The sequence below is a fragment of the Allobosea sp. 67-29 genome (assembly GCF_001898115.1).
Lineage (GTDB): Bacteria > Pseudomonadota > Alphaproteobacteria > Rhizobiales > Beijerinckiaceae > Allobosea.
The window spans coordinates 85,090-105,525 of sequence record NZ_MKSQ01000016.1 but is presented as its reverse complement, the minus strand read 5'-3'; the positions used below and the strand labels follow the sequence as shown (position 1 = coordinate 105,525).

The 20,436-nt window shown below is 68.0% G+C and carries 16 protein-coding genes; 6 read left to right on the top strand and 10 right to left on the bottom strand.

Features of this window, described 5'->3' with window-relative positions; translation table 11 throughout:
- The first annotated feature begins 42 nt into the window (after positions 1-42).
- Complete coding sequence (locus BGO20_RS14210) at positions 43-642, top strand: outer membrane protein assembly factor BamD (protein ID WP_299858165.1); 600 nt, start codon at positions 43-45, stop codon at positions 640-642.
- Here the strand turns inward: BGO20_RS14210 and BGO20_RS14205 are convergent.
- The 9 genes from BGO20_RS14205 to BGO20_RS14165 all read right to left on the bottom strand — a co-directional run bounded on the left by BGO20_RS14205 (position 639) and on the right by BGO20_RS14165 (position 10,001).
- A complete protein-coding gene (locus tag BGO20_RS14205) occupies positions 639-782 on the bottom strand; it encodes a hypothetical protein (RefSeq protein ID WP_291664536.1) in 144 nt (47 codons plus the stop codon). The two genes, BGO20_RS14210 and BGO20_RS14205, sit on opposite strands and share 4 nt — an antisense overlap.
- A 179-nt stretch (positions 783-961) precedes the next feature.
- Positions 962-2,257: a patatin-like phospholipase family protein gene (locus BGO20_RS14200; RefSeq protein ID WP_291664537.1), complete on the bottom strand. Its 1,296-nt coding sequence runs from the start codon at positions 2,255-2,257 to the stop codon at positions 962-964.
- 312 nt (positions 2,258-2,569) lie between these two features.
- On the bottom strand, positions 2,570-3,631 hold the full coding sequence (locus tag BGO20_RS14195; RefSeq protein ID WP_291664538.1) for an ABC transporter ATP-binding protein: 1,062 nt from the start codon (positions 3,629-3,631) through the stop codon (positions 2,570-2,572).
- Positions 3,628-5,208, bottom strand: a complete 1,581-nt coding sequence (locus BGO20_RS14190; RefSeq protein WP_465246038.1) for an ABC transporter permease — start codon at positions 5,206-5,208, stop codon at positions 3,628-3,630. The genes BGO20_RS14195 and BGO20_RS14190 overlap by 4 nt, the downstream gene beginning before the upstream one ends.
- 55 nt (positions 5,209-5,263) lie before the next feature.
- Entirely contained in the window at positions 5,264-6,232 is a 969-nt protein-coding gene (locus BGO20_RS14185; protein ID WP_291664632.1) for an iron ABC transporter substrate-binding protein, read from the bottom strand.
- Between the two features lie 244 nt (positions 6,233-6,476).
- On the bottom strand, positions 6,477-7,004 hold the full coding sequence (locus BGO20_RS14180; RefSeq protein ID WP_291664539.1) for a winged helix DNA-binding protein: 528 nt from the start codon (positions 7,002-7,004) through the stop codon (positions 6,477-6,479).
- A gap of 119 nt (positions 7,005-7,123) precedes the next feature.
- A complete protein-coding gene (locus tag BGO20_RS14175; protein WP_291664540.1) occupies positions 7,124-8,113 on the bottom strand; it encodes a TRAP transporter substrate-binding protein in 990 nt (329 codons plus the stop codon).
- Between the two features lie 29 nt (positions 8,114-8,142).
- Positions 8,143-9,450 carry a TRAP transporter large permease gene (locus BGO20_RS14170; RefSeq protein WP_291664541.1) on the bottom strand — a complete coding sequence of 436 codons (1,308 nt, stop codon included), beginning with the start codon at positions 9,448-9,450 and terminating at the stop codon, positions 8,143-8,145.
- 2 nt (positions 9,451-9,452) lie between these two features.
- Positions 9,453-10,001, bottom strand: coding sequence for a TRAP transporter small permease (locus tag BGO20_RS14165; RefSeq protein ID WP_291664542.1), 549 nt, complete (start codon positions 9,999-10,001; stop codon positions 9,453-9,455).
- A gap of 218 nt (positions 10,002-10,219) precedes the next feature.
- Between BGO20_RS14165 and BGO20_RS14160 the strand changes: the two genes are divergently transcribed.
- The gene (locus BGO20_RS14160) at positions 10,220-13,816 is read left to right on the top strand and encodes a hydantoinase B/oxoprolinase family protein (RefSeq protein ID WP_291664543.1); all 3,597 of its coding nucleotides are present in this window, start codon (positions 10,220-10,222) and stop codon (positions 13,814-13,816) included.
- A 111-nt stretch (positions 13,817-13,927) separates the two neighbouring features.
- Here the strand turns inward: BGO20_RS14160 and BGO20_RS14155 are convergent, their stop codons facing one another.
- A complete protein-coding gene (locus BGO20_RS14155) occupies positions 13,928-14,545 on the bottom strand; it encodes a LysE family translocator (protein ID WP_291664544.1) in 618 nt (205 codons plus the stop codon).
- 263 nt (positions 14,546-14,808) lie between these two features.
- On the opposite strand from BGO20_RS14155, the gene BGO20_RS14150 reads away from it, so the two are divergent.
- The 4 genes from BGO20_RS14150 to BGO20_RS14135 are packed head-to-tail and all read left to right on the top strand — an operon-like array spanning position 14,809 to position 20,324.
- Positions 14,809-17,124, top strand: a complete 2,316-nt coding sequence (locus BGO20_RS14150; RefSeq protein ID WP_291664545.1) for a molybdopterin guanine dinucleotide-containing S/N-oxide reductase — start codon at positions 14,809-14,811, stop codon at positions 17,122-17,124.
- Positions 17,125-17,164: 40 nt separating this feature from the next.
- Positions 17,165-18,328, top strand: coding sequence for an acyl-CoA dehydrogenase family protein (locus BGO20_RS14145; RefSeq protein ID WP_291664546.1), 1,164 nt, complete (start codon positions 17,165-17,167; stop codon positions 18,326-18,328).
- Complete coding sequence (locus BGO20_RS14140) at positions 18,328-19,467, top strand: CaiB/BaiF CoA transferase family protein (RefSeq protein ID WP_291664547.1); 1,140 nt, start codon at positions 18,328-18,330, stop codon at positions 19,465-19,467. Before BGO20_RS14145 ends, BGO20_RS14140 begins: the two co-directional genes overlap by 1 nt.
- A complete protein-coding gene (locus BGO20_RS14135) occupies positions 19,464-20,324 on the top strand; it encodes an HTD2 family dehydratase (protein ID WP_291664548.1) in 861 nt (286 codons plus the stop codon). Before BGO20_RS14140 ends, BGO20_RS14135 begins: the two co-directional genes overlap by 4 nt.
- The last annotated feature ends 112 nt before the right edge of the window (positions 20,325-20,436 follow it).

Sequence of the window (20,436 nt, the reverse complement as noted above, 5' to 3'; positions counted from 1 at the left end):
GCGCCCGGTGCGTCGGTCGAAGAGCCGGGCGCGCGCAAGGCCGTGCCTGCGCGCGCCAGCCGCCCCGACGGTACGCCTGATGGCGAGGTGGTCGCGGCGGCCCCTGCGCGCCAGGCCGTTCCGCGCGCGCGCGCCAGTGCATGTGCGAGCGGTGGTTCCGCCGCTGGCGCCCTGCAACGCGGCTGGTGTCTGCTCGATCTCAAGCGACCGGCCGCGGCGGCGCAGGCATTCGAGGCCGCCCGACGGAGCGGCAACGCGCAGGTCGCCGCCGACGCGGCCGCCGGCCTGGCCTACGCCAAGCTGCGGCAGGGCCTTACGGCCGAGGCCAGCGCCGCTGCCAGCAGCGCGCATCTCCCGCCAGCACAGCGCGGCGCCTTTTCGGCCCTGCTCCTGTCGGAGCGCTTCTATGCGCAATACGATGCCAAGGACTACAACGGCGCGCTGGTCACGCTTTCGGCCCGCGCGCGCTATGCTCCCGAGACGACCGATCTGATGCTGATGCGGGGATGGTCCTATTTCAACCTGGGGCGCTACGAGGATGCCAGCCAGGTTTTCGAGGCCCTCTACAAGGTCAACCGGTCGTCGGAAGCTCTGTCGGGGCTGACGGCGATCCGCGACGCCACGCAACGCAACCGCTATTAGGCAAGATTCTCGCGCAGGACGATCTCGATGTTCGGCCGCGCCGTTCCCTCGAGTGCCGGGCGGCCGGTCCGGATACTGGCGAAGATCGAGGCGCAGTCCATCAACCCGGCCTGCGGCTCCTGGTTGATCACGACATCCATCACGCCGTCGACCAGCAGGGGCCGCGTCTCCAGCGTTCGGCCGTGAACGACGAAGACGAGGTCGCCTTGGCGGCGGGCTTCCTTCAGTGCCCCCGCAGTGACCTGTGGGCCTTCGCCGATATTGTCGATCCCGGCGCGGTCAGATGCCCTCTGGTTCGCAGACCAGGATCGCGCCCCGATTATCGAGCCGGCGGCCCTTCGCCCGCGGATGCAGATGGTCGGGACGGCTGCGCGCGAGCAATCCTGCGATAGACGGGATTGGCGACAAGCATCCGCCGGCCCAGCGCGGCGAGGAAATCGACGTCATCGGCCTGCAGCGACAGGCGGTTATGCAGCGCGAGGATGCGATTGGCCGTCTCCGGGTCGTCGATATCCGCCAGGGACAGTCGGATCAGGTCGATGCCGAGTTCGTCGCAGCCGCGTTTCGGAGCGGTGGCGCAGCGCCAGCCGATCAGGCGTTGTCGCCAGGTCCTGATCTCGTATCGCAGCAGGTCGAGGCTCGCCCGGCTCGCGCCGTCGATCATGGCGTCGATCGAGGCGGTCAGCAGGGCGGGCGCTCGGGGCCCCTCGGCCGTGAGCGACATCGTGCCGCCGATCCGCATCGACGCGTCGACAACGAGCACCACGACCCGTCGGATCCGGCTTGCCGTTTCGGCGCGCAGAGGGGCCGGAGCCGGCTCGCGCATCGTTCGCATCAGATGTCGCACGGCCAGATTGTCGACGAGCCCGCCGTCGAGCAGCTTGAGATAGCGCAACTCGGGCCTGGTGTTGTAGCGCGCTCGCGAGGCCGCCTGGTGGAGTTCCGTCGCCGAAGCTGGCGTGCGAGCGCGCCGCGCCCGTGTCGCGAACGGGCAGGCGGCGGCGAAATTTTGCAGGACGACGGGTGCGAAGATCAGTGGCACGGCCGCAGAGGCTGCAACGGCGTGAGACAGGGGAAACGGCCGGTAGTCGCTGCAGATCGCGCGAAAGCCGCCGCGATCGAAGGGGAATGCCGCACGGTTGTAGAGATCCGTCGCGTGCAGCAGCAGGCGCGGGCCGCCGGCTCGCTCGACATCGCCGAGCGTGGCGTCGTGGTAGAGGTGATCGTCGAGCCAGGATGCGAGGCCGGAAAGTTCGTTGACCCCGCCGCGGTAGCCGCGCAGCAGGTTGACCGGTGTGATCGTCGAGCGCAGTGCCGCTTCCGCATCCCGGTCGAGATAATCCTGCCTGAAGGCCGCCGCGGCCGCGGGACCGTGCAGCGCGAGATAGGCAGCCAGGATGCCGCCGCCGGAAACCCCCGCCACCACCGCGATCTCGTCGGCGAGCGAGCGCCCGCCGCCGCCCGGAGCGGGCCGCTCCGCAAGCGCCGAGAGGACGCCATAGCCGAAGGCGGCCGAGCGCGCGCCACCGCCCGAAAAGGCAACGATCAAGGCGGTCGACCCCGGCTGCGCGATCGGCTGAGCCGGGCGCTCATAGGCAGCCGCAGCGCTCGTCATAGGCAGATTGGAAGGGGTATTTCCGGGGTCCAGGCAACCGGTGAGACCGCCGGTCAGCGCGATCGCGAGGGCAGCAAGCGCCCGTCTCCCGGGCATTCCGCCTGCGGTTCCGGGCGGCCCGGATGGCGGGTGATGAAACACGCGGGCGCGACCTCCGCCGCGCTGCCGCCGCCTCTGGCGACACGCGGGCGCCGCGGGATATCGTCGGCTCCGATTGTCCCAGCATTGCGCCGCGCCGCTCGATCAGATGGCGTCGCTCGCGATCGGTCGATGATCGCCGGCGTGGAATTCGCTCACCGCGGCGGCCGGCGGTCAGCTTCCGCCGTGGCGATCCGCTTCCGGAAGAAGCCATGCGTCGCCGCGGATCTCGACGCTGACAGCCGCCCCGACCGCCGGAAGACGGATGCTTTCGACCTGTGCGGTCAGAAGCAGCTCGGTTTCGCCGGCGGCGAGCCGCAGCTGGGCGAAGCATCGCGACCCGCCGAAGGAGACGGATTGGACGATGGCGTTGGGACCCTCGCTCCGGGGAGGGCCGAGGACGATCTGCTCCGGCCGCAGCAGGACCGTGCCGCATCCGCGCCGCCCGCTTGTGGGCGCGGGCAATCTGCCGAGCGGACTGGCGACGAACCCGTCGCCGATCTCGGCTTCGATCAACGTGCCTTCCCCCAGGAACAGCGCCGTTCTGGAATCGTGGGGTCGCCAGTAGAGTTCGTCGGGCCTGCCGGACTGCACCAGCCGGCCGTCGCGCATCACCGCCAGCTGATCGGCGAAGGAGAGAGCCTCGGCCTGGTCGTGGGTGACGAGGATGGAGGTGATGCCGGCGCGGGACAGCACCCGGCCCACCGCCTGCCGGACGGTCTCGCGCAGCCCGGTATCGAGGGCCGAGAAGGGCTCGTCCAGAAGCATCAGGGCCGGCTTGCGCGCCAGCGCCCGCGCCAGGGCGACGCGCTGCTGCTGGCCGCCCGAGAGCTCATCCGGGCGGCGGGTGAGCATGGCCGGGTCGAGCTCGACCATCTCCATCAGCTCGCGCAGGCGGTCGGCGCGATCCGGCGCGTTGCGGGGCAGCCCGAAGCCGAGATTGCCGGCCACGTCGAGATGAGGGAACAGCGCCCCGTCCTGCGCGACGTAGCCGACCCGCCGCCGATGCGCGGGGGCGATCGCCGGGCCATCCGCCAGGACCTGCCCGTCGAGCGTCACCCTGCCGGCATCCGGCGCCTCGAAGCCGGCGATGATGCGCAACAGCGTCGTCTTGCCCGAGCCTGAGGGGCCGACCACGGCAACGCGGCTTCCCGCCTCCACGGAGAGCGAGACGTGATCGAGCGCGACCGTTGCGCCATAGCGCTTCGAGACATCCGAGACGACGAGCTGGGTCATGCGCCGAGGGACTTGCGGGTCTGGGCGTGCAGCAGCGCGGTCATCGGCAGCGACAGGAAGATCATCAGCACCGCATAAGGCGCCGCCTTCGCATAGTCGAGTTCGCCGGTCAGGGCCCAGAATTCGGTGGCGAGCGTGCGGGTGCCGTTGGGCGCGAGCAGCAGCGTCGCGGTCAACTCCGTGGACACGCCCATCGCGACCAGCGCCATGGCAGCGGCGACGCCGGGCGCCGCCAGCGGAAGAGTGACGGCCAGAAGACTGCCGGCGGGGCTGCGTCCCAGCGCCGCTGCGGCCCGCTCGAGCTCGACCGGAACCTGCGCGATCCCGGCCCGCAGCCCGACCAGCGCACGGGGCAGGAACATCAGGACATAGGCCAGAATGACCGTGGCCGTCGTCTGGTAGAGCGGCAGGGCGATGCGGACCGTGACGGTAACGAGAGCAAGCGCCACCACCACGCCCGGAAGCGCCCCGAGATAGCTGTGGCAACCCTCCAGCACCCGGCTGGCCCTGCCGGGCGACCGCACGGAGAGCCACGCCATCGGCAGGGCGGCCGCCGCAGCGGCGAGCGCGCCGAGCGCCGCATAGCCCAGCGTTTCCGTGACGGCCTGCGCCAGGGCCGGTTGCCGCCAGGCAGCCCCTCCGGCGGCGAGCAGCCAGCGGGACAGGGTCAGCACCGGAACGCCGAGGCTCAACATGGCGAAGCCGAGCGGGAGCGCCAGGGACGGGAGCCGCCAGGCCCCGAGCCGATGGCGCGGCGCCGGACGCGGGGCGCCCGAGCCGAGCCGGGCATAGCGCGCAGTGCCGCGCAGCAGCCATTCCAGGACGATCAGTCCGAGGCAGCTCAACACCAGCACGCCCGCCAGCATGTTCGCCGCAGGGCCGTTATAGCTCGATTGGAACTGGTCGATGATCGCGGTGGTGAAGGTGTCGAAGCGGATCAGGGCAAAGAGCCCGTATTCGGCGAGCAGGTGCAGCCCGACCAGGAGGCTGCCCCCGCAGATCGCGAGCCGAAGCTGCGGCAGGACCACCTGCAGGACCACGCGCTGCGGCGAATGCCCCAGCGAGGCGGCGGCATGCTCGAGCGCGGGGTCGAGCCGGCGCATCTGGGCCGCCACCGGCAAATAGAGGAACGGCAGATAGGCGAGGACGGAGATCAGTGCGGCAGCCGGCAGCCCGTGGAAGCCGGGGAACAGGCTCACCCAGGCATAGGACTGCACGAAGGCCGGCACTGCCAGCGGCGCGACCGTGAGCCAGGCGAAGGTCTTGGCGCCGGGCAGATCGCTGCGCTCCGTCAGCCATGCCAGCGCGACCGCCAGAAGTATCGTCGGTGGTAGCGTGCACAGTTCGAGCAGCAGGGTATTGACCAGCAACTCGCCGACGCGCGGCCGCCAGATCAGTGCGAATGCGGTTTGCCAACCCGTATCGATCGCGATCCAGAGAATGAAGCCAAGCGGCAGCAGCGCGCCGAACGCCACCGCCCCGGCGAGCAGCAGCATCGCGCGGCCGGCGAGATGGCGCTGCCGCCTGAGCGGCAGGGTCGGCAGGGCCGAGGCGTCGATGGACAGCGAAACGGTCATGGAATGATGCGCGTGCGGGGTGCTCTCGCACGCGCGATGTCCTCGTGCAACGCGATTAGAGCAGGCCGGCCGCGGTCATCAGCTCGGTGACCTTCCGGCTGTCGAGCTGCGACGGCTCGACCTGCGGCGCGTCGAGCTTTGCGATCGGCTCGAGCTTTGGATTGGAAGCCTCGCCGTTGCCGATGGCGTATTCATAGGAGTCGCCCTCGCGCAGCACGGCCTGTCCATGCTTGCCGGCCATCCATTTGACGAAGGCCTCGGCTTCCTTCTTGTGCTTGCTGGAGGCGAGGACGCCGGCTCCCGAGGTGCTCAGGAACGCACCCGGGTCCTGATGGCGGAAATAGTGCAGTCCGATATTGGTGCTGTTCTCGCCGGTCTTCGCCTGGTCGCCGAAGTAGTAATAGTGGTAGATCAGCGCGCCCTCGACCTCGCCGGCATTAACCGCCTTCATCGCGGTGCTGTTGCCCCGATAGGCACTGGAATTCGTCTTCATCGCCTTGAGCCAATCCGCCGTGACCTTCTCGCCCTTGAGGACGAGCAGCGCCCCCACGATCGCCTGGAAATCGGCGCCTGACGGAGAAGCCGCCCAGCGCCCCTTCCATTTGGCGTCCGCCAGGTCGAGCATCGACTTCGGCAGGTCGGCCTCCTTCAGCTTGCGCTTGTCGTAGACGAAGACGGTGCTGCGTGCCGCGACGCCGACCCAGCGCCCGCTCTGGGGGCGGAAGCGGGCGGGAACCTGGTCGAGGACGTCCTTCTGCAGTTCGGCGAACAGCCCGGCCTTCTCGACCAGCGTCATCGCCGGCGAGTTTTCCGTGACGAAGACGTCGGCGGGGGAGGCTGCACCCTCCTGGACGATCTGGTTCGCGAGCTCGGTGTCCGATCCCTTGCGCAGCGTCACCTTGATGCCGGTTTCCTTGGTGAAGCCGTCGGCCCATGCCTGCGTCAGGCTCGCATGCTGGGCGTTGTACACCGTGATGCCGTCCTGCGCCCGGGCGAGGACAGGTAGGATGCAGGCGAGGGCCAGGCCGAGGGCAGCGGAGCGGACGTGCGAAGAAACGAATGAGGTCACGGGATAACCTTGCAGGCGGTTGAAGGGAGTTCCAGCGCCGCCGGTTCAACGCCCGAAATACATCGGCGTCAACTGTCGCAGTATTAGTTTAGATTGATTATAAACTTGCAAGACTGGAGATTCGCCGCGTCTAGACGCTGCCGGCAGCCCTTCCGGGCGCTCTTGCGCTCGCGGCGGCGACGCTATGCCGCGCGGGGTGTCAGAGGCTCGCTGCGGCGCGTGCGGCCTGGTCGTACTGGCCGGACAGGGAGCGCATCGCGGCGGCGATCTCGGACAATTGTCCGGGATCGATGCCGGTCGCGCGGACGGATCTCACCAGCAATTGCTCGCGGATCTGTGCATAGCGCCGGCAGGCCTCCTCGCCGGCGGGCGTCACCGCCACGGTCTTTTCCTTGCCCTTGCGGCCGCCCTTGAGCAGCTTCAGCCGCTCGAGCTTCTTCATCGAATAGTTCACCAGATGGGTGTCCTCGATGTTGAGGACCAGGCAGACATCGGCGAGCCGCTTCGGCTTGCCCCGATGGTTGACGTTGTGCAGCACGAGGACGTCGAGCGGTGACAGGTCGGCGACGCCGGCGGCGGCCATGCAGCGGATCATCCAGCGCTGGAAGGCGTGGACCGTCATGTTCATGGCGAACTCGAACTCGGACAGCGCGGGCAACGCGCCGGATGCGAGATGGCCGGATGAGACGATGGGGCCGAGCGTATCGGGCGGCGGTGACTGGGACATGTCCGGTGCTCGGGTCATTCCCGGGCGGCGCTTGTGCGCCCGCCCGGGAATAGCGATGGGAATCTGGTCGGCTGGCGGCCGACCGTCATGAGCGGCAATGCCGCGCGGGCTTGTCCGCCTTACATCTTCTTGTAGGCGTCGACGATCGCCTTGCCTTCGGCGCCGGCCTTCTTCAGCCAGTCCTCGGTCAGGGTCTCGCCGGCCTTCTTGAAGCCCGCTGCGAGCGCCGGCGAGGGCGCCTGGACCTTCATCCCCTTGGCCTTGAGCTGGTCGATGTACCAGCCGGCCTTCTCCTGCCACATCTTCCAGCCGCGCTCCTCGGCCGTGGCCGCAGCCTTCAGGATGGCGTCCTGCGTCGCCTTGTCGAGGGCGTTGAACGCAGCCTTGTTGACGAAGGTGGCGTCCTTCGGGATCCAGGCCTGGACGTCGTAGAAGTGGTCGAGCGACTCCCAGACCTTGGAATCGTAGCCGGTGCCGCCGGACGACATGAACGAGTTGACGACGCCGGTCGCCAGCGCCTGCGGCAGTTCAGCCGCCTGGATCGTGACCGACTGCATGCCCAGCAGTTCGCCGAGACGGGCGGTGCCGACATTGTAGGAGCGCCACTTAAGCCCCTTCATGTCCTCGATCGTGTTGAGGTCCTTCTTCGTATAGACGCCCTGCGGCGCCCAGGGGACCATGAACAGCAGCTTGATGCCTTGTGCGTCGAGCTTCTTCTCGATCGCGGGCTTGGAGGCGACGTACAGCTTCTTGGCGTCGGCGAAGCTGGTCGCCAGGAACGGCACGACGTCGATGCCGAAGATCGGGTCCTCGTTCTCATGGATCGAGAGCAGCACCTCGCCCATCTGGGCCTGGCCCGAGGCGACGGCGCGCTTGATCTCGGGCGCCTTGAACAGCGAGGCGTTGGGATGGACCGTGATGGCGAGCTTGCCGCCGGTCGCGGCCTCGACGTCCTTGGCGAAGAGGACGAGGTTCTCGCTGTGCGGGTTGTCGGCCGGGTAGGCGGCCGGCAGGTTCCACTTGGTTTGCGCCGCGGCCGGCGCGGCCATCGCGAGCGCGCTGGCGCCGAAGGCGAAGGCCGCTGCGGCCAGGGTTCTGCGGTTGATCATGATGACATTCCCTCTCTGTTTTGTGCCGCTCAGTGATCCGGGAAAGCGAGCTTGGGCAGATACAGCACGATTTCCGGGAAGGTGGTGATGATGATGACCGCGATGTTCAGCAGAATGAAGAACGGAAACGCGGCCTTCGCAACGGTCCAGGTGTCCTTCCCGCTCATGTTCTGGAGCACGAACAGGTTGAACCCGACCGGCGGCGTGATCTGGGCCATCTCGACGTGGATGACGAGGTAGACGCCGAACCAGATCAGATCGAAGCCGGCTTCCTTCACCATCGGCAGAACGATCACCGCGGTGAGCACGATCATCGAGATGCCGTCGATGAGGCAGCCCAGGATGATGTACATGCAGGTCAGCGCCAGCACGAGCATGTGCGGAGAGAGATCCTGGCCCTTGACCCACTGCGCCAGCGCCGCCGGGATGCCGGTATAGGCCATCGCCGCGGTGCAGAAGGCTGCTCCGGCGAGGATCAGCATGATCATGCAGGTGAGGCGGGTCGCGCTCATCACGCTTTCGGAGAAGGTCTGCCAGGTCAGCGTGCCGCTCCACCAGGCCAGGAAGAGCGCGCCTGTCACGCCCCATGCCGCGCATTCCGTCGCCGTCGCGAAGCCGAGGATCAGCGAGAAGAAGACCGCCGCGATCAGCAGCAGTACCGGCATCAGCTTGGCCGACTCGCGCAGCTTTTGCCGGAAGGGCAGGGAGGGATCGCGAGGCGGAGACTTGTCCGGGTTCAGCAGCGACCAGATGATGACGTAGCCCATGTAGAGCGCCATCACGAGCACGCCGGGCAGGAAGCCGCCGAGGAAGACCTGCAGCACCGACACGTTCGCCGAGACCGCATAGACGACCATCGGGATCGAGGGCGGGATCAGGAGGCCGAGCGTTCCGGAACCGGCCAGGGTGCCGAGGCTCAGGCGCTCGTCGTAGCCCCGCTTCTTTAACTCAGGCAGCGAGATCTTGCCGATCGTCGCGACGGTCGCGGCCGAGGAACCGGAGACGGCGGCGAAGATGCCGCAGCCGATGATGTTGGTGTGGATCAGGCGGCCGGGCAGCCATTGCAGCCAGGGCGAGAGGCCCTGGAACATCTGGGCCGACAGCCTGGTCCTGAACAGGATTTCGCCCATCCAGATGAAGAGCGGCAGCGCCGCCAGCGTCCACGACGCCGAAGCGCTCCAGATGCTGGTGGCCAGGACCTGGCCGATTGGAACATCGGTCACGAGGACCATGGCCAGCAGGCCGACGAGGCCGAGGCCGACGGCGATCCAGACACCGCTCGCCAGGATCACCACCAGGAAGCTCAGCAGGGCGAACGCCAGAACGGGAAGGCTCATGGTCAGACGCCTCCGCCCTGCGCGACGCGCTCGATCAGTTCTTCCGTCGTCTGCGGCGGCTCCGGCTCGTAGGTCGGCCTGCCGCCGCGCGCCACCGTGACCCATTCCTCGACGATGGCGACAAGCAGGATCACGAGGCCGACGACCATGCCCATCTGCGGGATCCACAACGGGATCGAGATAACCCCGGTGGACATGTCGAAGAACCGCCAGGAATCATAAGCGAGCTTGCCGGCCTGCCAGGCGAAATAGGCGATGAAGCCGGCCGCTATCGTCAGGGACAGCAGTTCCGCGATGCGGCGCGGGCGGCCGTGGAGACGTTCGAGCAGAAGCCCGACGCGGATCATCTCGCCCTTCCTGAAGGTGTGGGCGAGGCCGAGAAAGGCCATGGCGACCAGGGACCATGCCGTGAAATCGTCGCCGGAGGGCACGTTGAGATTGATCTCGCGGCCGACGGAGAGCAGCATCATCAGTACGAAGATGCCGATCAGAAACAGGCCTGCGACGTAGCCGGCCGCCAGGTAGAGCAGGTCGAGCGTCCGGCGCATCATCGCCTCGCCACTGCGCACGCGCCGGGGCACGCGCCCCCGATTGTCAGGACCGTTGGCATCGTCGCATCCTCCGCCTTCCGCTGGTGGGGCCCCTCAGCCTTCTTCCAGCCATAATCGCGATCGTAGCCGGCGAAACCGGCTTGTCAACACAACATCGACGATTTATCGATGAAATGTCGGCGTCGCAATCGCCGGATGAAATGGGGAAGGAGTTTTCGATGGCTGCTTGCTGGGACTTCTGGATCGACCGCGGCGGCACCTTCACCGACGTGATCGGCCGCGATCCGTCAGGCAATCTCCATGCCAGGAAGCTCCTTTCCGAGAATCCCGGCGCCTATCGCGATGCGGCGGTCCAGGGGATCCGCGACCATATCGGGCTGCGGACGGGGGAGCCGATCCCGGCGGGCGCCATCGGCGAGGTGCGCATGGGCACGACGGTCGCCACCAATGCGCTGCTCGAACGCAAGGGGGACCGCACCCTGCTGGTCACGACCAAGGGCTTCCGTGATGCGCTGCGCATCGGTTACCAGGCGCGACCGGACATCTTCGCCAAGCAGATCGTGCTACCCGAGGCGTTGTACGAAGCGGTCGAGGAGATCGAGGAGCGCGTGCTGGCCGACGGTACCGTCGAGCGCGCGCCCGACGAGGCGACGGTCCGGAACGCGCTCCAGGCGCAGTACGATGCCGGGTTCCGCGCCGTCGCGATCGTCTTCATGCACGGTTATCGCTATCCCGCCCATGAGCAGGTCACGGCCCGCATCGCTCGCGAGATCGGCTTCCCGCAGGTCTCGGTCAGCCACGAGGTTTCTCCGCTGATCAAGCTGGTCGGGCGCGGCGACACCGCCGTGGTCGATGCCTATCTCTCGCCCATCCTCAGCCGCTATGTGCAGCAGGTTTCCGAGGAGCTCGACGTCACCCGGACCGGCGCGCGGCTGATGTTCATGATGTCGTCGGGCGGTCTCACTGCCGCCGAACTGTTCCAGGGCAAGGATGCGATCCTGTCGGGTCCTGCCGGCGGCGTGGTCGGCCTTGCCGAGACCGGCCGCTCGGCCGGCTTCGACAAGGTGATCGGCTTCGACATGGGCGGCACCTCGACCGACGTTGCCCATTTCGACGGCGAGTACGAGCGCGCCTTCGAGACGGAGGTTGCGGGCGTGCGCATGCGTGCGCCGATGATGCTGATCCACACGGTCGCGGCCGGCGGCGGCTCGATCCTCCACTATGACGGCGCGCGCTTCCGGGTCGGCCCCGACTCCGCCGGCGCCAATCCCGGTCCGGCCGCCTATCGCCGCGGCGGGCCGCTCGCGGTGACCGATGCCAACGTCATGGTCGGCAAGCTGATCCCGTCCTATTTCCCCGCGATCTTCGGGCCGAAGCAGGACGAGCCGCTCGACGTCGAGATCGTCCGCAACAAATTCGCGGTGCTGGCGGCCGAAGTCGGCGACGGGCGCGCGCCCGAGGAGGTCGCCGACGGCTTCGTCCAGATCGCCGTCGCCAACATGGCCGAGGCGATCAAGAAGATCTCGGTGCAGCGCGGCTACGACATCACGCGCTATGCGCTGAACTCCTTCGGCGGGGCCGGAGGCCAGCACGCCTGCCTGGTCGCGGACGCGCTCGGCATCAAGACCGTGCTGCTGCATCCGTTCTCCGGGCTGCTCTCGGCCTATGGCATGGGGCTCGCCGAGATCCGCTCGACCCGGACCGCGGCGCTGGATGTCGCCCTCGACGGGGAGGCCAAGGCGGCGATCGAGGCGCTGGCCGGGAAGCTTGCAGCCGAGACGAAAGCCGAGGTTGCGGGCCAGGGCGTGGCCGAGGGCGATATCGCCATCCATGTGCGCGCCCATATCCGCTACGCCGGGACCGATACGGCCATCGCCGTGCCGGCCGGTGCGCGCGCGGCCATGCAGGAGGCCTTCCAGACCGCGCACAAGGCGCGCTTCGGCTTCATGGACGAGACCAAGGCTCTGGTCGTCGAGGCGGTGGAGGTCGAGGCGGTCGGCGGTGGCGCGAAGTTCGAGGAAGCCGCTGCGGCCGAGCAGGCGGGCGAGCCGGTGGCCGCGGAGCGCACGCGCTTCTTCTCGAAGGGCCAATGGCATGACGCCGCGATCGTCCGCCGCGAGGCGATGCAGCCCGGCCAGAGCGTCGCGGGACCTGCCATCATCATCGAGCCGAACCAGACCGTCGTCGTCGAGGAGGGCTGGAGCGCGAAGCTGACCGCGCGTGACCATCTCGTCCTCGTCCGCGTCAAGGCACTGGTCCAGCAGGCGGCGATCGGCACCAAGGCCGATCCCGTCATGCTCGAGATCTTCAACAACCTGTTCATGTCGATCGCCGAGCAGATGGGCGTGACGCTGCAGAACACCGCCTACTCTGTGAACATCAAGGAGCGGCTCGACTTCTCCTGCGCCGTCTTCGACCAGACCGGCGCGCTCGTCGCCAATGCCCCGCATATGCCGGTGCATCTGGGCTCGATGGATCGCTCGGTCGAGACCGTGATCGCCAACAACCCGGTGATCCGGCCGGGTGATGTCTACTGCCTCAACGCGCCCTATAACGGCGGCACGCATCTGCCGGATATCACGGTCTGCACGCCGGTCTTCGATCCCGAAGAGAAGGGCATCCTGTTCTGGGTGGCGAGCCGCGGCCATCACGCCGACGTCGGCGGCACGGCGCCGGGGTCGATGTCGCCGCTGGCGACCAATATCGAGGAAGAGGGCGTCTATATCGACAATTTCAAGATCGTCGATCAGGGCCGCTTCTGCGAGGAGGACCTCGTCAAGCTCCTGACCGGTGCACGCTATCCCGTTCGCAACGTCGTGCAGAACGTCAACGACCTGAAGGCTCAGATCGCCGCCAACGAGAAGGGCGTCGCGGAGCTGCGCAAGATGATAGGCTCCTTCGGCCTCGACGTGGTGCAGGCCTATATGGGCCATGTCCAGGACAATGCGGCGGAGAGCGTCGCGCGGCTGCTGACGAAGCTGCACGATGCCGAGTTCACCTATCCGATGGACCAGGGCTGCGCGATCAAGGTCAAGATCACGATCGACCGCGAGAAGCGCGAGGCGACGGTCGACTTCACCGGCACGTCCGAACAGCGGCCGGACAATTTCAACGCGCCGGCGCCCGTTACCCGCGCCGCCGTGCTCTATGTCTTCCGCGTGATGGTCGACGACGCGATCCCGATGAATGCGGGCTGCCTGAGGCCGATCAGAATCATCGTGCCGGAGGGTTCGATGCTGGCGCCGCGCTATCCGGCTGCGGTTGTCGCGGGCAACGTCGAGGTGTCGCAGGCGGTGACCAACACGCTGTTCGGCGCGCTCAAGGCGATGTCCTGCTCGCAGGGCACGATGAACAACCTGACCTTCGGCAACGACCAGTACCAGTATTACGAGACGATCTGCTCGGGTTCGCCAGCCGGGCCGGGATTCGACGGCACGTCGGGTGTCCATGTCCACATGACCAATTCGCGCCTGACCGATCCGGAAATCCTGGAGACGCGTTTCCCGGTCGTGCTGGAGGATTTCCACATCCGGAAAGGCTCCGGCGGCAAGGGCGAGTGGACGGCAGGTGACGGCACCAGCCGCACCATCCGCTTCCTCAAGACCATGGACTGCGCGATCCTCGCCTCGCATCGCAAGGTGCGGCCCTTCGGCGTGGATGGCGGTGAGCCGGGCGAGGTCGGCAAGACGCTGGTGCGCCGCCTCTCCGGCGCTGTCGAGGAGCTGAAGCCCTCGGATCAGACGCTGCTCCAGGCCGGAGAGGCCGTGACGGTCATCACGCCGACGGCCGGCGGCTACGGTAAGCCGAAGGGCTAAGGACAGCCCGCGTCACGGGGCGGGTCTATCCGGCCCGTGACGCCTTTGCCTGCGGAGGTCGCCGGCGCCATGCTCCTTTGCGGCCTCCGCAGCCAGGCTGCGTGTCGAGCCTCAGTTCGCCCGGGTCGAGGCCAACCAGAGACCGCCGCCGATCAGCAGGCTGCCGCTGAATTTCGAGAGCAGCCGGACCCGGCCTTCGGAGAGCAGATGGCCGGCTCGTCCGGACAGGATGGCGTAGGTGCCGTCGCTGAGCGCCGCGAATGCAAGCGCCGTTGCGCCCATGATCGCGATCTGCGTGGCGTGGTCGCGGGCGGGGTCGAGGAATTGCGGGAAGAAGGCGCCGAAGAAAAGCATCATCTTCGGATTGCTCAGCGCCACCAGCGCGCCCTGGAGGAAGAAGCCGCCGCGCGGCGGCTTCGCGGGCGCGGCTCCCTCGCCGCCGGCCCCGCTGCTGCGGAGCATCTTCCAGCCGAGCCAGATCAGATAGGCGGCGCCGGCCAGCCGCAGCCATTCGAACCAGTGGCCGAGTGCCGCGATGACGGAGCTCAATCCGATCCCCGCGACCGCGATCATGATCGCCAGGCCGGCCTGCGTGCCGGCCACGTTGAGAAGTCCGGCCCGGGTCCCGTGCTTCAGGCTGTTGGCGACGATCAGCGTCACCGTGGGACCGGGAACGATGATGATGACGATGCAGGCGACGAGATAGGCGGCATAGAGTTCGAGCGACATGGTGCAGGCCTCCGGTGGGTGCGTAGTGATCCGCCGATATCGTCCGGCTGTCCAGTCGTCTCGGCCCGCCTCGCCGAAGCCGCCTCTGCTTCGATGGCGGGTCGGGCAGGCCGCCTGCCCGCCATGTGCCGGGCACATGTGCCCCCGCGGCGAACGGGTTGGCGCGACCCCGGCTGCCGATCATAATGACGGCGCGGCGACGGACCGCGCCCTGCGATCGTGCCGGGCTGCGTCGCGATCCCGACCGAATGGAGCAGGCCGACGTGTCTCTTGACGATCATGGCGAAGGCGGGTTTCAGCCGCACACGTCGCATTGGGGCGTATTTTCGGCGCGCATGCGCGAGGGCGAGCTCGAGGTCCGCCCCCATCCCGGCGATCCCGATCCGAACGGGATCATCGAGAATTTCCCGAGTGCATTGCGGCATCGCGCGCGCATCGCGCAGCCCATGGTCCGCCGGGGCTGGCTGGAGAACGGCCCGGGCCCCGACGCGCGTCGCGGCCGCGACGAGTTCGTGCCGATGTCGTGGAGCGCGGTGCTCGATCTGCTTGGCGGGGAGCTTCGGCGCGTGCGCGACGGCTTCGGGCCGGGCGCGATCTTCGGCGGCTCCTATGGCTGGGCGAGCGCCGGGCGCTTCCATCATGCCCAGAGCCAGATCCACCGTTTCCTGAACGTCGCCTGCGGCGGCTACGTGAAGTCGGTCAACAGCTACTCCTCCGGCTCATCGCAGGTGCTGGTGCCGCACATCATCGGCGAATACGAGGACCTGACCAAGCGCAACGTGTCCTGGGAACAGATCGCCGAGCACAGCGAGATCGTGCTCGCCTTCGGCGGAATGGCGCTGAAGAACTCGATGGTTGCCGGTGGCAGCGTCAGCAAGCATGTCGAGCGCGGGGCGATGCAGCGGGCGGCCGAGCGCGGTTGCGACTTCGTGCTGGTCAGCCCCCTCAAGGCCGATCTGCCGGACGAGGCCGGGGCCGAGTGGATCTCCTGCATTCCCGCCAGCGACACCGCGCTGATGATGGCGATCGTCCACACGCTCGTCACGGAAGGGCTGCACGACAAGGCCTTCCTCGAACGCTACACGGTCGGCTGGCCGGTCTTCGAGCGCTACCTGCTGGGCGAGACCGACGCCCAGCCCAAGGACGCCGCCTGGGCTGCCCAGCTGACCGGCGTGGCGGCTGGCGAGATCGTCGCGTTGGCGCGCCGGCTCGCCGGCAAGCGCGCGGTCATCGTCGTCTCGCATTCGCTGCAGCGGGCGGAGCATGGCGAGCAGCCGGTCTGGATGGGCATGGTGCTGGCGGCGGCGCTCGGCCAGATCGGCCTGCCCGGCGGCGGCTATGCCTATGCGCTGGGCGCCATTGCCTATTACGGCCGGCGGTTCAACGCGGTGCCGGTGCCGACCTTCTCCCAGGGGCGCAATGGCGTCACCGACTTCATCCCCGTCGCGCGGATCGCCGACATGCTGCTCCATCCCGGCGAGAGCTACCGCTACAACGGCCAGACCCGCCGCTACCCTCAGATCAAGCTGGTCTACTGGGCCGGCGGCAATCCGTTCCATCACCACCAGGACCTGAATCGCCTGCGCAAGGCCTTCGCCCGGCTCGACACGCTCGTGGTTCACGAACTCGCCTGGACGGCGACGGCGCGCCACGCCGACATCGTCCTGCCCTGCACGATGACGCTGGAGCGCGAGGATATCGGCGCGAGCTCCAACGATCCGCTCCTGCTGCCGATGCGCCCGGTCGCGCCGCCCTATGGCGAGGCGCGCGACGACTACGCCATCTTCGCCGATCTCGCCGAGCGCCTCGGCGCGCGCGAAGCCTTCACGGAAGGGCGCAGCGTGCGCCAATGGCTCGAACATCTCTACGAGCCGACCCGCGCCGGCCTTGCCGCGATGGGGCTGCCCGCGCCGAGCTTCGCCGAGTTCTGGGCGAGCGAAGGCTACGAGCTGCCGCAGCAGCCGGACGACGGCGGCAATCTGCGCGCCTTCCGCGAGAATCCGGAGAAGAACCCGGTCGCCACGCCGAGCGGCAGGCTCGAGATCTTCAGCGAGACCATCGCGAGCTTTGGCGAGGCCGATTGCCCCGGCCATCCGACCTGGCTCGGTCCGGTCCATGTCCCGAGCGAGAGAGACCCCTATGTGCTCGTGGCCAATCAGCCGCGCACGCGGCTGCACAGCCAGTTCGACTTCGGCGGGCACAGCTCGGCTGCGAAGCATCGCGGCCGGGAGGTCGCGCGGATGCATCCCCAGGACGCCGCCAGATGCGGGATCGGCGATGGCGATATCATCCGGCTCTTCAACGATCGCGGTGCCTGCCTCGCCGGCGTCACGCTGACCGAGGGCATCCGCCCCGGCGTGATCCAGCTGCCGACCGGCGCCTGGTACGACCCGGCCGACCCGGAGGAGGAAAAGCCGCTCTGCGTCCACGGCAATCCCAACGTGCTCACCAGGGACGTCGGCACCTCGGCGCTGGCCCAGGGCTGCACAGGCCAGCTCACCACGGTCCGGGTCGAGCGCTTCGACGGCAATCTGCCACCGATCCAGGCCTATGAGCCGCCTTCGGGCCGGCAGGCCTGATGGCAGCGCCGGGTCTGCGGAGAATGGCGGGGCTTCGATCATGCAGGTGATCGCGGACGAACAGCACCAGGATATCCGGGATGCGATCCGTGATCTCTGCGCGCAGTTTCCCGCCGAGTATCATCGCCGGATCGACGAAGCGCGCGGCTATCCGGAGGATTTCGTCGACGCCCTGACCAGGGCCGGCTGGATGGCCGCCCTGATCCCGGAGGAATATGGCGGCTCCGGCCTCGGCCTGACCGAGGCCTCCGTCATCATGGAGGAGATCAACCGGGCAGGGGGCAATTCCGGCGCCTGCCATGGCCAGATGTACAATATGGGCACGCTGGTCCGGCACGGCTCGGAAGCGCAGCGCAGGACCTATCTGCCGAAGATCGCGAGCGGCGAACTGCGCCTGCAGTCGATGGGTGTGACCGAGCCGACCACGGGCACCGACACGACCAGGATCAAGACCACGGCAGTCAGGAAAGGCGACCGCTACGTCATCAACGGCCAGAAGGTCTGGATCAGCCGCATCCAGCATTCCGATCTGATGATCCTGCTGGCCCGCACCACGCCGCTCGACCAGGTCAGGAAGAAGTCGGAGGGGCTGTCGATCTTCATCGTGGACATCGCGGAGGCCCGGGCCAGGGGCATGGCCGTCCGGCCGATCCTCAACATGGTCAACCACGAGACCAACGAGCTGTTCTTCGACAATCTCGAGATCCCGGCCGAGAACCTGATCGGAGAAGAGGGGCAGGGCTTCAAATACATCCTCACCGGCCTCAACGCCGAGCGCACGCTGATCGCGGCCGAATGCATCGGCGACGGCTACTGGTTCATCGACAAGGTGACCCGGTACGCAGGGGAACGCGTCGTCTTCGGCCGTCCGATCGGCCAGAACCAGGGCGTGCAGTTTCCGATCGCAGAGAGCTTCATCGAGGTCGAGGCGGCGAACCTGATGCGCTACGAGGCCTGCCGGCGCTACGATGCCGGCCTGCCCTGCGGTGCCCAGGCCAACATGGCGAAATACCTCGCCGCCAAGGCGAGCTGGGAGGCGGCGAACGCCTGCATCCAGTTCCATGGCGGCTTCGGCTTCGCCTGCGAATACGACGTCGAGCGCAAGTTCCGCGAGACCCGGCTCTACCAGGTGGCGCCGATCTCGACGAACCTGATCCTTTCCTATGTCGCCGAGCATGTGCTTGGCTTGCCGAGGTCCTTCTGATGGCCAGCGCCCGGCGGCCGCTGGAGGGCCTCACCGTCGTCGCCGTCGAGCAGGCGGTCGCCGCGCCCTTCTGTACCTCGCGCCTCGCCGATGCCGGGGCGCGGGTCATCAAAATCGAACGGCCCGAAGGCGATTTCGCCCGTGGCTACGACGATGTCGCCAAGGGGCAGTCGAGCTATTTCGTCTGGCTGAACCGCGGCAAGGAATCGCTCGTGCTCGATCTCGCTTCGGCACAGGGCAAGGCGACCCTGCGCGATCTGATCGATGGCGCCGACGTGCTCGTCCAGAATCTCAAGCCCGGAGCGCTCGGGCGCCTCGGCTTCGCGCCGGAGACCCTGCGCCAGAGCCATCCGCGCCTGATCTGCTGCTCGATCAGCGGTTATGGCGACACCGGCCCACTCGCCGAGCGCAAGGCCTACGACCTCCTGATCCAGGCCGAATCCGGCCTTGCCTCGATCACCGGCGGCCCGGAGGCGCCGGCGCGCGTCGGGCTTTCGATTGTCGACATCGCGACCGGCGCGACCGCGCACGCCGCGATCCTCGAGGCGCTGATCGCACGCGGCATCACCGGCAGCGGCGCCGATATCCGCGTCTCTATGTTCGACGTGATGGCCGATTGGCTGACCGTGCCGCTGCTGCATGAGGAGGGCGGCAAGCCGCCCCGGCGCATCGGTCTGGCTCACCCCTCGATCGCTCCTTATGGCGTCTTCGCCACCCGTGACGGCAGGCAGATCCTGATCTCGATCCAGAGCGATCGCGAATGGGTAATGTTCTGCCGCGAGTTCCTGGGGCGCGCCGAGCTTGCCGCGGACGAGGGTCTGTCCCGCAACGTCGCGCGCGTGCGCAATCGCGAACGGACCGACGCCATTGTCGCCGCTGCCTTCCTGGTGGTCGATGAAGTCGAGGCGAAGGAGGCCTTGTTGCGTGCCGAGGTCGCCTTCGCGTCGGTGAACGACATGGCCGCTCTGGCCGTCCACCCGCATCTGCGCCGCATCACGGTCGAGACCGAGGCAGGCCCCGTCTCCCTGCCGGCTCCGGCGCCCGTCGTGGTCGGTGCGGCGCGTGACTATGGCCGCGTGCCGGCGATCGGCGAGCACGATGCGCCCGATGCGCCGGCGGCAGGGAGGCGGGCATCGTGACCGGCGAGACGCAGGCGAAGCTCGACATCGCGCATCTGCGCGGCTGGATCGGCCGTGAGGAGATCGGCGCCGACCTTGTCAGCGAGGATCTGGCCCGGAAATACCACGCGACATTCGACACTCCCGGGCCGGCGCCGAAGGCCGGCGAGGTCGTACCGCGGCTGATCCATTTCTGCCTGGCGCAACCGGCGGCGCCGATGGCGGCGCTCGGCCCGGACGGCCATCCGGCCCGCGGCGGTTTCCTGCCGCCGGTGCCGTTGCAGCGGCGGATGTGGGCCGGCGGCACCTTCGCTTTCCATGGCGACCTGCGCGTCGGCGATGCGGTCAGGCGCATCTCGCGGATCAGGGATGTCGTGCACAAGGAGGGGCGCACCGGCACGCTCTGCTTCGTCACCGTCGAGCATCGTATCGAGGCGAACGGGAGCCTCGTGCTGGAGGAGCGGCAGGACATTGTCTATCGCGGCGTCGAGACCGCCGCGAGCGCCGCTAAGGCGCCGCCAGCGGCGGAACCGGGCCCGCATCGGCGCCCGATGACGGCGCAGGCGCCGCTGCTCTTCCGCTATTCCGCCTTGACCTTCAACGGTCACCGCATCCACTACGACCGGCGCTACGTCACGGAGGTCGAGGGCTACCCCGGGCTGATCGTTCACGGTCCGCTTCAGGCAGCCCTGCTCTATTATTTTGCGAGTGAGCTGCGCGGCGTGCCGCCGGATCGCTTCGGCTTTCGCGGTGTCTCACCTCTTTTCGACGACGATGATTTTGCGCTGGAAGCGGCCGAAGATGGCGGTGGACTGAAGCTCTGGACAGCCAAGCGCGATCGGCAATTATGCATGACGGCAGAGGCGCAGTGGGCATGACGCAGCGCCTCTGACCGGGCTCGGGCCGTCTGCAATGTTGCGAGTGTGCGCAAGTTTGCGGCGGCACGCCCTCCGTGAAGGCGTGGATCCCGATACCGACCGGACGGATGGC

Excerpts from the sequence above, each read along its gene's own strand:
- BGO20_RS14205 (WP_291664536.1), bottom strand. The coding sequence starts at position 782 with ATGGATGTCGTGATCAACCAGGAGCCGCAGGCCGGGTTGATGGACTGC.
- BGO20_RS14200 (WP_291664537.1), bottom strand. The coding sequence starts at position 2,257 with ATGACGAGCGCTGCGGCTGCCTATGAGCGCCCGGCTCAGCCGATCGCG.
- BGO20_RS14195 (WP_291664538.1), bottom strand. The coding sequence starts at position 3,631 with ATGACCCAGCTCGTCGTCTCGGATGTCTCGAAGCGCTATGGCGCAACG.
- BGO20_RS14190 (WP_465246038.1), bottom strand. The coding sequence starts at position 5,208 with ATGACCGTTTCGCTGTCCATCGACGCCTCGGCCCTGCCGACCCTGCCG.
- BGO20_RS14180 (WP_291664539.1), bottom strand. The coding sequence starts at position 7,004 with ATGTCCCAGTCACCGCCGCCCGATACGCTCGGCCCCATCGTCTCATCC.
- BGO20_RS14175 (WP_291664540.1), bottom strand. The coding sequence starts at position 8,113 with ATGATCAACCGCAGAACCCTGGCCGCAGCGGCCTTCGCCTTCGGCGCC.
- BGO20_RS14170 (WP_291664541.1), bottom strand. The coding sequence starts at position 9,450 with ATGAGCCTTCCCGTTCTGGCGTTCGCCCTGCTGAGCTTCCTGGTGGTG.
- BGO20_RS14165 (WP_291664542.1), bottom strand. The coding sequence starts at position 10,001 with ATGATGCGCCGGACGCTCGACCTGCTCTACCTGGCGGCCGGCTACGTC.
- BGO20_RS14160 (WP_291664543.1), top strand. The coding sequence starts at position 10,220 with ATGGCTGCTTGCTGGGACTTCTGGATCGACCGCGGCGGCACCTTCACC.
- BGO20_RS14155 (WP_291664544.1), bottom strand. The coding sequence starts at position 14,545 with ATGTCGCTCGAACTCTATGCCGCCTATCTCGTCGCCTGCATCGTCATC.
- BGO20_RS14145 (WP_291664546.1), top strand. The coding sequence starts at position 17,165 with ATGCAGGTGATCGCGGACGAACAGCACCAGGATATCCGGGATGCGATC.
- BGO20_RS14140 (WP_291664547.1), top strand. The coding sequence starts at position 18,328 with ATGGCCAGCGCCCGGCGGCCGCTGGAGGGCCTCACCGTCGTCGCCGTC.